At 67.6% G+C, this 13144-nt stretch carries 12 protein-coding genes and 1 other RNA gene; 3 read left to right on the top strand and 10 right to left on the bottom strand.

Annotated elements, in window-relative coordinates; all coding sequences use genetic code 11:
• The first annotated feature begins 169 nt into the window (after positions 1-169).
• On the top strand, positions 170-1024 hold the full coding sequence (locus tag C3Y15_RS01605) for an endonuclease/exonuclease/phosphatase family protein (RefSeq protein ID WP_045579056.1): 855 nt from the start codon (positions 170-172) through the stop codon (positions 1022-1024).
• Positions 1025-1063: 39 nt separating this feature from the next.
• Here C3Y15_RS01605 and C3Y15_RS01610 read toward each other — a convergent pair whose 3' ends face one another.
• From C3Y15_RS01610 to ffs, 10 genes are all read right to left on the bottom strand, one after another.
• Complete coding sequence (locus tag C3Y15_RS01610) at positions 1064-1840, bottom strand: 3'-5' exonuclease (protein ID WP_011884974.1); 777 nt, start codon at positions 1838-1840, stop codon at positions 1064-1066.
• A gap of 3 nt (positions 1841-1843) precedes the next feature.
• Positions 1844-2929, bottom strand: a complete 1086-nt coding sequence (rpoS, locus tag C3Y15_RS01615; RefSeq protein WP_014723105.1) for an RNA polymerase sigma factor RpoS — start codon at positions 2927-2929, stop codon at positions 1844-1846.
• 11 nt (positions 2930-2940) lie between these two features.
• Positions 2941-3822: a peptidoglycan DD-metalloendopeptidase family protein gene (locus C3Y15_RS01620; protein ID WP_059460795.1), complete on the bottom strand. Its 882-nt coding sequence runs from the start codon at positions 3820-3822 to the stop codon at positions 2941-2943.
• A gap of 5 nt (positions 3823-3827) precedes the next feature.
• A complete protein-coding gene (locus tag C3Y15_RS01625; RefSeq protein ID WP_011884977.1) occupies positions 3828-4757 on the bottom strand; it encodes a protein-L-isoaspartate(D-aspartate) O-methyltransferase in 930 nt (309 codons plus the stop codon).
• Complete coding sequence (gene surE / locus C3Y15_RS01630) at positions 4754-5515, bottom strand: 5'/3'-nucleotidase SurE (RefSeq protein WP_011884978.1); 762 nt, start codon at positions 5513-5515, stop codon at positions 4754-4756. The genes C3Y15_RS01625 and surE overlap by 4 nt, the downstream gene beginning before the upstream one ends.
• A 255-nt stretch (positions 5516-5770) precedes the next feature.
• The gene (locus C3Y15_RS01635) at positions 5771-6976 is read right to left on the bottom strand and encodes a CaiB/BaiF CoA-transferase family protein (RefSeq protein WP_011884979.1); all 1206 of its coding nucleotides are present in this window, start codon (positions 6974-6976) and stop codon (positions 5771-5773) included.
• A gap of 48 nt (positions 6977-7024) precedes the next feature.
• Positions 7025-7621 carry a recombination mediator RecR gene (gene recR, locus C3Y15_RS01640; RefSeq protein WP_011884980.1) on the bottom strand — a complete coding sequence of 199 codons (597 nt, stop codon included), beginning with the start codon at positions 7619-7621 and terminating at the stop codon, positions 7025-7027.
• Between the two features lie 40 nt (positions 7622-7661).
• Positions 7662-7988 carry a YbaB/EbfC family nucleoid-associated protein gene (locus C3Y15_RS01645; protein ID WP_006755698.1) on the bottom strand — a complete coding sequence of 109 codons (327 nt, stop codon included), beginning with the start codon at positions 7986-7988 and terminating at the stop codon, positions 7662-7664.
• 114 nt (positions 7989-8102) lie between these two features.
• Positions 8103-10703 carry a DNA polymerase III subunit gamma/tau gene (locus tag C3Y15_RS01650; protein ID WP_059460796.1) on the bottom strand — a complete coding sequence of 867 codons (2601 nt, stop codon included), beginning with the start codon at positions 10701-10703 and terminating at the stop codon, positions 8103-8105.
• Positions 10704-10830: 127 nt separating this feature from the next.
• Positions 10831-10929: signal recognition particle sRNA small type (gene ffs / locus C3Y15_RS01655), an RNA gene on the bottom strand.
• Between the two features lie 390 nt (positions 10930-11319).
• Here ffs and trxA point away from each other — a divergent pair.
• Together trxA and rho are read left to right on the top strand one after the other, a co-directional pair.
• Positions 11320-11646, top strand: a complete 327-nt coding sequence (gene trxA, locus C3Y15_RS01660) for a thioredoxin TrxA (RefSeq protein ID WP_006402348.1) — start codon at positions 11320-11322, stop codon at positions 11644-11646.
• Between the two features lie 194 nt (positions 11647-11840).
• Positions 11841-13103 (top strand): transcription termination factor Rho, encoded by a 1263-nt coding sequence (rho, locus tag C3Y15_RS01665; protein ID WP_006478662.1) that lies wholly within the window; start codon positions 11841-11843, stop codon positions 13101-13103.
• Positions 13104-13144: the final 41 nt, after the last annotated feature.

Genomic DNA, 13144 nt, shown 5'->3' on the forward strand with positions numbered 1-13144 from the left:
ACCAGCTTTTCCTGACAAAACGTTGAAGAAGGCGAGATTGTAGACGACGAAAGCCCGCGTCGCCCGCTTTCGTCGCGCGGGCGCGGGCGCGGGCGCCGGCGCAACGGACACGACCCGGCCCGCGGGCGGCGCGGGCGCTGCCGGCCGCCATCGAACTCGGAGCTCGACCATGCGATTGATCGACTGGAACATTCAATGGGGACGCGATGCCGACGGCGTCGTCGATCTGCCGCGCATCGTCGCGGCCGCTCGCCGGCTCGGCGACTTTGACGTGCTGTGTCTGCAGGAGGTCACGCGTGGCTTCGGCGCACTGCCCGGCGGGCCCGGACCGGACCAGTTCGCGGAGCTCGCCGCGCTGCTGCCCGGCTATACGATCGTCGATGCGATCGGCGCCGACCTGCCCGCGCTCGAGCCCGGCGCGCCGCGCCGGCAATTCGGCAACGCAATCGCGACGCGCCTGCCGGTCGGCCGCGTGTTGCGGCAATTGCTGCCGTGGCCGGCAGACGCCGGTGCGCCGTCGATGCCGCGCGTCGCGCTCGAGGTCGAATTGCTGACGCCGTCGGCCCCCGTGCGCGTGGTGACGACGCACCTCGAGTTCTATTCGGCGCGCCAGCGGCTCGCGCAGGTCGATGCGTTACGCGCCCGCCACCGCGAGGCCTGCGCGCACGCCGACCACCCGGCGCCGGCCGAAAACGCGACGGGACCGTTCAGCGCGACGGCGCAGCCGCGCGACGCGATCGTCTGCGGCGACTTCAACAGCGCGTTCGACAGCGACGCGTACCGGCGCATGCTGGAGCCAATCGCCGATGCGCCGTCGTTCGTCGACGCGTGGGTCGCGCGCCATCCCGGCCGCACGCCGCCGCCGACGGCCGGCGTCTACGACACGGTGCAATGGTCGGACGGGCCGCTCGCGTGCGATTTCGTGTTCGTGACCGAGACGCTGCTGCCGCGCATCACGCGCTGCGAGATCGACGGCGACGTGCGCGCGTCGGATCATCAGCCGGTCGTGCTCGAACTCGATTGAGGGCAAACGCGGTGCGGCCGCGCGGTCGGCGGCCCGTGCTCAGGCGTCGAAGCCGGCCAGGTATTCGGCCCAGTGCGCCGCGGGTTCCTGCGCGAGCGCGTTCTTCACGAGCAGGATTTCATCCGCGTATTCGTTCGGCGTGAGCCCGCCGCGCATCAGCTGGAAGCGGCAGTACAGCAGATACGTGTTGACGACGTCGGTTTCGCAGTAGTTGCGGATCTCGTCGATCCGGCCATCCCGAAATGCCGGCCACACCTGGCTGCCGTCCATTCCGAGCTTGCCCGGAAAGCCGCACAGCTTCGCCAGCGCGTCGAGCGGCGCATTGGCGCGCGCCTGGTACATCGCGAGCACATCCATCAGATCGGTGTGCCGCGAGTGATAGCGCGAGATGTAGTTGTTCCACTTGAACTCTCGGTCGTCCTCGCCGAGATCCCAATAGCGGGTCGCCGGGATGCCGTGCACGAGCGCACGGTAGTGCAACACCGGCAGATCGAAGCCGCCGCCGTTCCACGACACGAGTTGCGGCGTGTATTTCTCGATCACGCGGTAGAACGACTGGACCAGCGCGGCTTCGTTGTCCTGCGGCGTGCCGAGCGAGCGCACGCGAAAGCCGTTGTTGTCGCGGAACACGCAGGAGATCGCCGCGATGCGCTGCAAGTGATGCGGCAAGAAATCGCTGCCGGTCTTCTCACGGCGGGCGGCGAACGCATGCTCGGCCACCGCCGCATCGTCGAGCGTCGCGGGCAGGTCTTCCAGACGGCGAATGCCGTCGACATCGGGAATGGTCTCGATGTCAAAAACGAGAATCGGAGTCATCGATTACAGAACGGCGTCCTTGCGCACGCCGTTGGAGGCAAAGAACCGCTTCAGGCGCACCAGCGCTTCCTGCTGGATCTGCCGCACGCGCTCGCGCGTGAGCCCCATCTCGTCGGCCAGTTCCTCGAGCGTGGCCGGTTCGATGTGATTCAGCCCGAAGCGGCGTTCGATCACGTGCCGGTGCTTGTCGGACAGCCGCGACAGCCACGCGCGCGTGAGCGTCTCGAGCTCGCGGTGCTGCACTTCGGCATCGGGCGACTGGCTCTGGTCGTCCGGCAGCAGATCGAGCAGGCTGCTCGCGGGATCGAGATCGAGCGGCGCGTCGAGCGACGCGGTGTGCTCGTTCAGCGCGAGAATGTCGGTGACTTCCTCGGCGGTCTTGCCGGTGAGGTAGGCGATGTCGTCGATGCTGGCTTCGCGGCGTTCGGCCGCGTCGCCCGTCGACATCGAGTTCTTTTCGAGGTGGCGCTTCGCGCGCAGCACCTGGTTCAGCTCGCGGATCACGTGCACAGGCAGGCGCACGGTACGCGCCTGATTCATGATCGCTCGCTCGATGCTCTGGCGAATCCACCATGTCGCGTAGGTCGAGAAGCGAAAGCCGCGCGTCGGGTCGAATTTCTCGATCGCGTGCATCAGACCGAGATTGCCCTCCTCGATCAGGTCGAGCAGCGGCACGCCGCGGTTCAGATAGCCCTTTGCGATGCTGACGACGAGACGCAGGTTGCGCTCGATCATCACCTGCCGCGCGTCGAATTCGCCCGCTTTCGCGAGACGCGAATAGCGCTGCTCCTCCTCGACGGTCAGCAGCGGCTTGACGCTGATACGGTTCAGATAGTGCTGGATCGTGTCGGCCGTGAGTTCGGCCTGCAGCAATGCGCGGAAATCGTCGACGTCGGGGGCGGCTTCCGCGCGGCCTTCGCGTTCGTCGTCGCCGTCGGCTTCGACCTCGCGCGTGTCGAGACCGGTTTCGGTTTCCGCGACGTCTTCTTCGTCGTCCGTCGAAGCGCCAGCTCGCTTCACCGATGCTTGCGTGGCACGACTGATCTTCTCAGACTCGGCTTGCGGCTCGTGGCGCTTCGATTTCGGCATGGTCGTCTCGGTTATTGAGGCGGCAAATACTTCAGCGGATCGACAGGCTTACCCTGCCGGCGAACCTCGAAATGCAGCATCACGCGGTCGGCATCGCTGTTACCCATCTCGGCGATCTTCTGCCCCTTCGTCACCGCGTCCCCCTCTTTTACCATCAAAGCGCGATTGTGTGCATACGCCGTGAGGTAAGTCGCGTCGTGCTTGATGATAATGAGGTTGCCGTAGCCGCGCAGGCCATTGCCCGAGTAGACGACGCGGCCGTCGGCCGCCGCCTTCACCGCCTCGCCCGCGGTGCCGCCGATATTGACGCCCTTGTTCTTCGCGTCGTCGAAACCGTTCAGCACCGGGCCGCGCACCGGCCACGCAAACGTGACGGGACCGCTCGGCGCTGCCGCGCCATCGCTGGCTGCCGGGGCCGACGGCGGCGTGCTCGCCGACGACGAACCGGCTGCCGGCGTCGCCGGGCCGCTGCTCAGCGGCGCGGTCGTCACGGCCGCGCCGCCGATCGGTGCGGCGACCGGCGCGCCGGCCGTCGCTGCGCCGCCTGGCGGGGCGACGCGCAGCAACTGGTCGACTTCGATCTGGTTCGGGTTCGCGAGGTTGTTCCACGCGGCGATGTCGCGATAGTTCTGCCCGTTCTCGAGCGCAATCCGGTACAGCGTATCGCCGGGTTTCACGCGATAGAAGCCGGGCGGCGGCGGACCGAGCGGCACCGCCGGCTGCGTGGCGGCGGTCGTGCCGAGCGAACCGGAGCGGTCGACGACGGGCGCGTTGTCGAGCCGCGTCGCACAGGCGGCCAGCAGCGTGGAGAACGCGGCCACACAGATCGCGCGCTGCGCGAACGTGAGCGGTTCCCTGGTTCGGTTGTTTTGCATCACGCGCAACATACTCATCGGTTTCAAATCACTCCGGATTTTAAAGGGACAAAGAAAACGCGATCAAGCCGCGACTCCCGCCACTGCGCGTGCGCGACGCGCTCGATCAGCGTGAGCACCTGGGGCTGCCCGCTCTGCGCGCCGACCGGCGCGACGAGCCGGCCGCCGATCGCGAGCTGCTCGAGCAGCGCCTGCGGCACGTCGAGCCCGGCCGCCGCGATCACGATCGCGTCGAACGGCGCCGCGGATGGCAGCCCGACCCGCCCGTCGCCGTAGTGCAGACGGATGTTCGGCACGCGCAGCGGCCGCAGGTTCAGCTTGGCGCGCTCGTAGAGCGGCTTGATGCGTTCAATCGAATACACGTCGCGCGCCACGTGGCTCAGCACGGCGGCCTGATAGCCGCAACCGGTGCCGATCTCGAGGACGCGCTCGAGCGTGCGGCCGGCCATCGCGAGCTCGATCATGCGCGCGACCACCGACGGCTTGGAAATGGTTTGCTGATGGCCGATCGGCAACGCGGAATCTTCGTAGGCCTGCGTCGCGAGGCCCGCGTCCACGAACAGATGGCGCGGCACCGCCGCCATCGCGTCCAGCACGCGCGGATCGGTCACGCCGTTCGCGCGCAGGCGTTCGACCATGCGCTCGCGCACGCGTTCCGACGTGAGCGCGAACGCGCCGGCCGGTGCGGCGTTCGCGGCGATCGGCTTGGGCATCGCGGGCTTCGGCACGGTCGGCTTCAGCGCGGTGGCCGGCTTCGCGGCGGCCGTGCCGGGCGGCATGCGCGCGACGCCGGGCTTCAGCGCGACCGGCTTCGGCACGGCGGCCGGCTTGTCGGCGGCCTTCGGCGCCGCGATTGCCGCATGGCGTTCGCCGGCCCGACCGTCGGATTTGCGTGGCGCTCGCTTGAGATCTTCGAGCGCGAGCGGAAACCGCTTCGCGCGCTCGCCGCTCATGAAGCCCGCCCTGCCGCGCGCGCCCAGTCGCGCGTCGCGGGCAGCATTTGGGTGTGCGTGAGGTCGAGTTGCAGCGGCGTGATCGATACGAAACCGTTTGCAATCGCGTGGAAATCGGTGCCCTCGCTGGCGTCGAGCGCCGCACCGGCCGCGCCGATCCAGTAGACCGGTTCGCCGCGCGGATCGGTCTGGCGAATAACAGGCTGCGACGGGTGGCGCTTGCCGAGGCGCGTGACCTGCCAGCCCTTCAGCGCGTCGTACGGCAGGTTCGGAATATTGACGTTCAGCAGCGGCTGCCCGGGCAGCGGGTGCGCGAGATAGTGCGCGACGATTTCGGCGGCGACGCGCGCCGCGTCCGCCAGATGCGCCCAGCCCTTGTCGGCCAGCGAGAACGCGATGGCCGGCACGCCGAACATGATGCCTTCGGTCGCGGCCGCGACCGTCCCCGAGTAGAGCGTGTCTTCGCCCATGTTCTGGCCGTTGTTGATCCCCGAGACGACGAGGTCGGGCCGCGCGTCGGCCATCCCGGTCAACGCGACGTGCACTGAGTCGGTCGGCGTGCCGTTCACGTAGAAGAAACCCGTATTGGCTGCGCGCTGCACCGACAGCGGCCGCGACAGCGTCAGGGAATTCGATGCGCCGCTGCAATTCTGCTCGGGCGCGATGACCGTGACGTCGGCCAGCGGCTGCAGCGCGTCGCTGAGCGCGGCGAGACCGGGGGCGAGATAGCCGTCGTCGTTGCTGAGTAGGATTCGCATCCGGCGATTGTAACCGAGGAAAGATGGCGCGAGAGCGACAGTCCGGCGCCGACCGGCCCGGCGCGGGCAGCGCCGTTACGGTGCGCCGCCGCATCGCGCGGCGGCGTTCGCCGCACTCGGGAAAATGCCGATCCGCCGGACGTTTCGTGCATCGCTCGGCGGACTCCCGTCACCGTTCCCGGTCGGGCCGCGCGCTGCGAACGCACGCGGTCCGCAAGCGGCGCGGCCGAGGCCCGAACCACGCTCACGCGCCGCTCAGATCGCGCCCGCCTCGCGCAGCGCGGCGATCGCCTGCGCGTCGTAGCCGAGACCGCGCAGCACCTCGTCCGTATGCTCGCCCAGTTCGGGACCGAGCCAGCGCGTCTCGCCCGGCGTGTCCGACAGCTTCGGCGTGACGTTCGGCAGCGGAATCTCGGTGCCGTCGGGCAGCTTGAAGCGCTGGATCATCTGCCGCGCGATGAACTGCGGATCGGTGAACATGTCGGCCGCGCTGTAGATGCGCCCGGCCGGCACGTCCGCCGCATTGAGCACGGCGAGCGCGTCGTCGATCGTGCGCGGCGCGAGCCACGCGGCGATCGCATCGTCGATTTCCTGCGTGCGCGGCACGCGCCCGTCGTTGCTGGCGAGCGAGGGATCGTCGGCGAGGTCGTCGCGCCCGATCGCCTTCATCAGCCGCTTGAAGATCGGATCGCTGTTGCCGCCGATCACGATGCTGCCGTCGCGGCACGCATAGGTGTTCGACGGCACGATGCCGGGCAGCGACGCGCCGGTGCGCTCGCGCACCATGCCGTATACGCCGTACTCGGGCACCACGCTTTCCATCATGTTGAACACCGCTTCGTACAGCGCGACGTCGACGACCTGCCCCGCGCCGCCGTTCACGTTGCGATGGTGAAGCGCCATCATTGCGCCGATCACGCCGTGCAGCGCCGCGATCGAGTCGCCGATCGAGATACCGATGCGCGGCGGCGGCATGTCCGGATAGCCGGTGATGTGGCGCAAGCCGCCCATCGACTCGGCGATCGCGCCGAAGCCGGGCCGGTCGCGGTACGGGCCGGTCTGCCCGTAGCCGGACAGGCGCACCATCACGAGGCCGCGGTTCTCGGCCGACAGCACGTCGTAGCCGAGGCCCAGCTTCTCGAGCAGGCCGGGGCGGAAGTTCTCGATCACGATGTCGGCCTCGCGCGCGAGCTGCCGCGCGATCGCGTTGCCGGCTTCGGATTTCAGGTTCAGCGTGACCGATTTCTTGTTGCGCGCCTGGACCGACCACCACAGCGACGTGCCGCCCTGTTCCGGGTACAGCTTGCGCCACTTGCGCAGCGGATCGCCGCCGTTCGGATCCTCGATCTTGATGACTTCAGCGCCGAATTCGGCAAAGAGGCGCGACGCGAACGGCCCCGCGATCAGCGTCCCGAATTCGAGCACTTTGACGCCCGCGAGCGGGCCCTGGGTGGTGCTCATGTGTCTCCCTGGCATGAGGAACGACGCCGCCGGGCGGCGGCGTCCGGCCTACATCGTGCGGCGGTCGAGCATCGCGCGGGCGATGGTGCCCGCGTCGACGTATTCGAGCTCGCCGCCCACCGGCACGCCGCGTGCGAGGCGCGTGACCGCGAGCCCGCGCGCCTTCAGCGTCTGGCCGAGGTAATGGGCGGTCGCTTCGCCTTCGTTCGTGAAGTTGGTCGCGAGCACGACCTCCTTGACGACGCCGTCGGACGCGCGCCGCACGAGGCGGTCGAAGTGGATTTCTTTCGGGCCGATCCCGTCGAGCGGGCTCAGTCGCCCCATCAGTACGAAGTACAGCCCGCGGTACGTCATCGTCTGCTCGAGCATGATCTGGTCGGCAGGCGTCTCGACGACGCACAGCAGCGTCGGATCACGCTCGTCGTCGCTGCACACCTCGCAGATCTGCGCCTCGGTGAACGTGTTGCACTTCTCGCAGTGCTGCAGGTGCTCGGTCGCGAACAGCAGCGACCGGCCGAGCCGCTCGGCGCCCTCCCGATCGTGCTGCATCAGGTGATACGCGATGCGCTGCGCGGACTTCGGCCCGACGCCGGGCAGCGCGCGCAGCGCTTCGACGAGCGAGGACAGGGCGGACGGCTGTTTCATGCGGCGGCAGAGAGCTGAGCGGGCTGAATGGACGCTGCGCTCAGAACGGCAGCTTGAAGCCCGGGGGCAGCGGCAGGCCCGACGTCATGCCGCTCATCTTTTCCTGCGACGTCGCTTCGGCCTTGCGCACCGCATCGTTGAACGCGGCGGCGACCAGATCCTCGAGCATGTCCTTGTCGTCCGCGAGCAGGCTCGGATCGATCGCGACGCGACGCACTTCGTTGCGGCAGGTCATCGTCACCTTGACGAGGCCGGCGCCCGACTGCCCTTCGACTTCGATCTGCGCAAGCTGCTCCTGCATCTTCTTCATGTTTTCCTGCATTTGCTGCGCTTGCTTCATCAGTCCGGCGAGGTTGCCTTTCAACATGGGAATACTCCTTCTTGATCGTGTGAAAACCGGCACGCGGCGCGTGCCGGTCAATGTGTGCGGGCGTGATTGTGCCTGTCGCGGTGCTTATCGTTCAATGCGGTTCGATGCAGTTCAATGCAAGGTCGGCGACGCGCCGTCCGGCGCGGCATCCGCAAGCGGGCGCACCGAGCCGTCGACGATACGCGCGCCGAACTCGCGCATCAGCTGCTGGACGAACGGATCGCCGTGGATCTCCTGCTCGGCCTCGCGCTGGCGCGCCGCGCGCGCGGCCGCATCGAGCGCCGCCGCGGTGCGCCGTGCCGGACCGACCTCGACCAGAACCTCCACGGGCTTGCCGAGCGCATCGGCGAGCGCGGCCTTCAGCTTCGTGACCTGGGCAGCGTCCGCATACTGCGGCACCGGCACCGACAACTTCAACGTGGTCGCATCGACGGCCGTCAGCTCGCTGTTGAACGCGAGCTGATACGCGACGCCCTTCAGCGGCAGCCGTGCGGCAAGCGCCGGCCATTCGCCGTCGAAGCCGATCGCATCGAGCGCGATGGCGGGCGGCAGCGGGCGCGCGTCGACCGGCGCCGACGGCCGCGCTTCCGCCGGCTTCGGCGCGATGCGCAGGTCGTCCGGGCCGCTGTCGAATACCGGCACGAAGCCGTCGTCGGCCGCGGCGCCGAACATCTCGTCGGCGCTCAGCGGCACGTATTCGTCGGGCGGAATGTCTTCCCACGGCGGCGGCGCCTGGCGCGCATCGGCAGGCTGCGGCGCGCGGGCGGCGGCACGTGGACTGGGCACCACGACGGCCGGACGCGACGGCGCGGGCTTTTCGGCCGCCGGTTGTGCGGCGGCTGCCTTCGGCGCGGCGCCGGGCCGCGAGCGTTCGGACGACACGCGCATGCCCGCGTTGCGCAACACGTCGAGCGCGGCGGCCGCGCCGCCGCGGGCGGAGGCACGCGGCGCCGACTCGGCCGGCGCAGGCTCGGCCGGCGCGGTGGACGGTGCGGGGGCGGCGCTGCGCGATGCGACAGCGGGCGCGTCAGGTTCTGACGGCGCCGACGGACGTGCATCGTTTGCCGGTGCGGCGCGCGCTGCCGACGCGGCTTGAGCGGAAGCAGCGACCGGTGCTTCGGGCGTCGCCACTACCGGTGCTTGCGCAGCAGCAGGGTTCGCGGCGGGTGTAGCGGCTGCGTCGGCGGATTGGGCCGGTGCCGGGGTTTCGGCCGGCGCCTGTGATTGGGTCGGCGCCGCCGATTGTGCCGGTGCCGCCGATTGTGCCGGTGCCGTGGATTGGTCCGGTGTCACGGATTGGGCCGGTGCCGCGGATTGTGCCGATGCCGCGGATCGGTTCGATGCCGTGGATTGGTCCGATGCCGTGGATTGGCTCGATCCCGAAGATTGGCTCGGCGCCGAAGATTGATTCGGTGCCGAAGATTTGGCCGGCGCGGTGGATTGAGCCGACGCCGAACGCGCCGCAGGCACAACCGGCGCGGCGGCCTGCGGACGTGCCGCTTCGCCTGCCCCGCCCGATACCGCAGCACGCGGCGTCGCAGCGGCAGCAGCAGCAGCCGCGCGCGGCGCAGCCGCCGGCACCCCACGCGGCACGGCGGGCTCACCACCGGGCGCGCTGCCCGAGCCGACAGCCGGCTCGAACGCGAGCATCCGCAGCAGCGTCATCGTGAAGCCCGCATATTCGTCGGGCGCCAAGCCGAGCTCCGCGCGCCCGACCGTTGCGATCTGATAGAACAGCTGAACCTTCTCGGGGCTCAGCGTCTGCGCGAACCGGCGCAGGTCGGCCGCCTCCGGCCATTCGTCGAGCACCGAGCCCGGCGCGAACTGCGCCCATGCAATCCGATGCAGCAGGCTCGCGAGATCCTGCAGCGCCGTCGAAAAGGACAGGCTGCGCAGCGACATCTCGTCGGCGATCGCGAGGATTTCGGGGCCGTCGCCGGCCGCGAGCGCATCGAGCAGACGCACCATGTAGGTCTGATCGAGCGCGCCGAGCATGCCCGACACCGCCGATTCGGTCACTTCGTTCGCCGAATACGCGATCGCCTGGTCGGTCAGCGACAGCGCATCGCGCATGCTGCCCTGCGCCGCGCGCGCAAGCAGGCGTAGCGCCTGTTGCTCGAACGAAATCTGCTCTTCGCCGAGAATCCGCTCGAGGTGCGACACGATGTGGCCGGCCGGCATCTGCTTCAGATTGAACTGCAGGCAGCGCGACAGCACGGTGACGGGAATCTTCTGCGGATCGGTCGTCGCGAGAATGAACTTGACGTGCGGCGGCGGCTCCTCGAGCGTCTTGAGCATCGCGTTGAACGCGTGATTCGTCAGCATGTGCACTTCGTCGATCATGTAGACCTTGAAGCGCGCATCGACCGGCGCGTACACCGCGCGCTCGAGCAGCGCGGCCATCTCGTCGACGCCGCGGTTGCTCGCGGCGTCCATCTCGACGTAGTCGACGAAGCGGCCTTCGTCGATCTCGCGGCACGCGCGGCATACGCCGCACGGCTGCGACGTGACGCCGGTTTCACAGTTGAGCGCCTTCGCGAAGATCCGCGACAGCGTCGTCTTGCCGACGCCGCGGGTCCCGGTAAACAGATAGGCGTGATGGAGACGCCCGCCGTCGAGCGCGTGCGTGAGCGCCCTGACGACGTGCTCCTGGCCGACGAGCGAAGCGAAATCCTTCGGACGCCACTTGCGTGCGAGAACTTGATAGGTCATCGAGAAATTGTATCAGTAACGCCGCGTCGCGCCGACACGCCAAACGGTACCGACGACGGGAAACACGTGGAGAAAAACGGAGATTGCCGCAGAAACAAAAACGCCCGACGAACGGGGCGAGAGGAAAGGTGACGAGCCCGACCCTCGGCACTGGCGGAAAACGATTGTGGCTGCTTCGTTCCCGACCTGACCAGGTTCACCGCCCCACCATGCGAGGAGGCCCGTCACGGCATATTCTATCACCGCTTCCGGCCGAATGCGACCGTTTGTTCGCGACAGTGCATTCGGACGCGCAATGGCACACATGCGAACGGCGTGAATTGCGGCCGCCTCCGCACTGCTCTTGCAATTCGCCAACCGGCCTCCACGTTGGCTGAGCAACGGTCGAACGGCGCGTCGTACCCCTACTCGCGTAGCGGCTACTATCGCTGCCCGCAGCAGATAGCAATTTAGGCTAATATGACGCCCGAACGACCCGCGAGCCGCGCCATGCAGCGCTTAAGCCCTTCCTTCGGGAGAGCCGAGTGACCTGCCGCAGCGGCCGGCAGCCGCGAGGCGGCCGGAGCGCCCAACGCGCCGAGCAGGCAGTCCCCGAACCGAAAGAGGTATTGACCCAATGAGCGAACAGATCAAACACATCAGCGACGCATCGTTCGAACAGGACGTCGTCAAATCCGACAAGCCCGTGCTGGTCGACTTCTGGGCCGAATGGTGCGGCCCGTGCAAGATGATCGCCCCGATCCTCGACGAAGTCGCGAAGGATTACGGCGACAAGCTGCAGATCGCGAAGATCAACGTCGACGACAACCAGGCAACGCCCGCGAAGTTCGGCGTGCGCGGCATCCCGACGCTGATCCTGTTCAAGAACGGCGCGGCCGCCGCGCAGAAGGTCGGCGCGCTGTCGAAGTCGCAGCTCACCGCATTCCTGGACAGCCACCTGTAATACCGGCAAGTCCGCGGGCGTGTTGTCAACCGACAACACGCCCGCCGTCACACCGCCGATCGGCCGCTCAAGCGCGAATCGGCATATGCTAGAATCAAAAAACGTCTACAAGACGCATTAAGTCTCAGAGCGCCTCCGCTCGCCCTCCTCCCTTATTTCTTTTCGTCGCATCTCCTCCCTGGCGGGTTCTCCGTATGCATTTATCCGAGCTCAAGTCTCTGCACGTGTCCGAACTGATCGAAATGGCCAATGGCCTGGAGATCGAAAACGCGAACCGCCTGCGCAAGCAGGAGTTGATGTTCGCCATTCTCAAAAAGCGCGCCAAGACGGGAGAGACGATCTTCGGCGACGGTACGCTCGAAGTGCTGCCCGACGGCTTCGGCTTCCTGCGTTCGCCGGAAATGTCGTACCTCGCGAGCACCGACGACATCTATATCAGCCCGTCGCAGATCCGCCGCTTCAACCTGCATACCGGCGACACCATCGAAGGTGAAGTCCGCACGCCGAAGGACGGCGAGCGCTACTTCGCGCTGGTGAAGGTCGACAAAGTCAACGGGCAGCCGCCCGAGGCCTCGAAACACAAGATCATGTTCGAGAACCTCACGCCGCTGCACCCGAACAAGCCGCTGTCGCTCGAGCGTGAAATGCGCGGCGAAGAGAACGTCACGGGCCGCATCATCGACATGATCGCGCCGATCGGCAAGGGCCAGCGCGGCCTGCTGGTCGCATCGCCGAAGTCGGGCAAGACCGTGATGCTCCAGCACATCGCACACGCGATCAAGCAGAACCACCCCGACGTCATCCTGTTCGTGCTGCTGATCGACGAACGCCCGGAAGAAGTGACCGAAATGCAGCGCTCGGTCGCCGGCGAAGTGATCGCATCGACGTTCGACGAACCGGCCACGCGTCACGTTCAGGTTGCCGAAATGGTGATCGAGAAGGCCAAGCGCCTCGTCGAAATGAAGCACGACGTCGTGATTCTGCTCGACTCGATCACGCGCCTCGCGCGCGCATACAACACCGTGATCCCGGCATCGGGCAAGGTGCTCACCGGCGGTGTCGACGCGAACGCGCTGCAGCGTCCGAAGCGCTTCTTCGGCGCGGCGCGCAACATCGAGGAAGGCGGCTCGCTGACCATCATCGGCACCGCGCTGATCGAAACCGGCAGCCGCATGGACGACGTGATCTACGAAGAATTCAAGGGCACCGGCAACATGGAAGTGCACCTCGAGCGCCGTCTCGCCGAAAAGCGCGTCTATCCGTCGATCAACCTGAACAAGTCGGGTACGCGCCGCGAAGAAATGCTGATCAAGCCGGAAATCCTGCAAAAGATCTGGGTGCTGCGCAAGTTCATCCACGACATGGACGAAGTCGAGGCAATGGAATTCCTGCTCGACAAGATCCGCCAGACGAAGAGCAATTCCGAGTTCTTCGACCTGATGCGCCGCGGCGGCTGACCGCCCGCCCCCGCGCCGAACGGCCGCCCTGCATCTCGCAC

This window comes from Burkholderia sp. B10, from assembly GCF_004368385.1.
Lineage (GTDB): Bacteria > Pseudomonadota > Gammaproteobacteria > Burkholderiales > Burkholderiaceae > Burkholderia > Burkholderia vietnamiensis.

What these genes read in the sequence shown, in the direction of transcription:
- rho (WP_006478662.1), top strand. Translation starts at nt 11,841, where the DNA reads ATGCATTTATCCGAGCTCAAGTCTCTGCACGTGTCCGAACTGATCGAA.
- recR (WP_011884980.1), bottom strand. Translation starts at nt 7,621, where the DNA reads ATGAAACAGCCGTCCGCCCTGTCCTCGCTCGTCGAAGCGCTGCGCGCG.
- C3Y15_RS01605 (WP_045579056.1), top strand. Translation starts at nt 170, where the DNA reads ATGCGATTGATCGACTGGAACATTCAATGGGGACGCGATGCCGACGGC.
- surE (WP_011884978.1), bottom strand. Translation starts at nt 5,515, where the DNA reads ATGCGAATCCTACTCAGCAACGACGACGGCTATCTCGCCCCCGGTCTC.
- rpoS (WP_014723105.1), bottom strand. Translation starts at nt 2,929, where the DNA reads ATGCCGAAATCGAAGCGCCACGAGCCGCAAGCCGAGTCTGAGAAGATC.
- C3Y15_RS01625 (WP_011884977.1), bottom strand. Translation starts at nt 4,757, where the DNA reads ATGAGCGGCGAGCGCGCGAAGCGGTTTCCGCTCGCGCTCGAAGATCTC.
- C3Y15_RS01620 (WP_059460795.1), bottom strand. Translation starts at nt 3,822, where the DNA reads ATGAGTATGTTGCGCGTGATGCAAAACAACCGAACCAGGGAACCGCTC.
- trxA (WP_006402348.1), top strand. Translation starts at nt 11,320, where the DNA reads ATGAGCGAACAGATCAAACACATCAGCGACGCATCGTTCGAACAGGAC.
- C3Y15_RS01650 (WP_059460796.1), bottom strand. Translation starts at nt 10,703, where the DNA reads ATGACCTATCAAGTTCTCGCACGCAAGTGGCGTCCGAAGGATTTCGCT.
- C3Y15_RS01645 (WP_006755698.1), bottom strand. Translation starts at nt 7,988, where the DNA reads ATGTTGAAAGGCAACCTCGCCGGACTGATGAAGCAAGCGCAGCAAATG.
- C3Y15_RS01610 (WP_011884974.1), bottom strand. Translation starts at nt 1,840, where the DNA reads ATGACTCCGATTCTCGTTTTTGACATCGAGACCATTCCCGATGTCGAC.
- C3Y15_RS01635 (WP_011884979.1), bottom strand. Translation starts at nt 6,976, where the DNA reads ATGAGCACCACCCAGGGCCCGCTCGCGGGCGTCAAAGTGCTCGAATTC.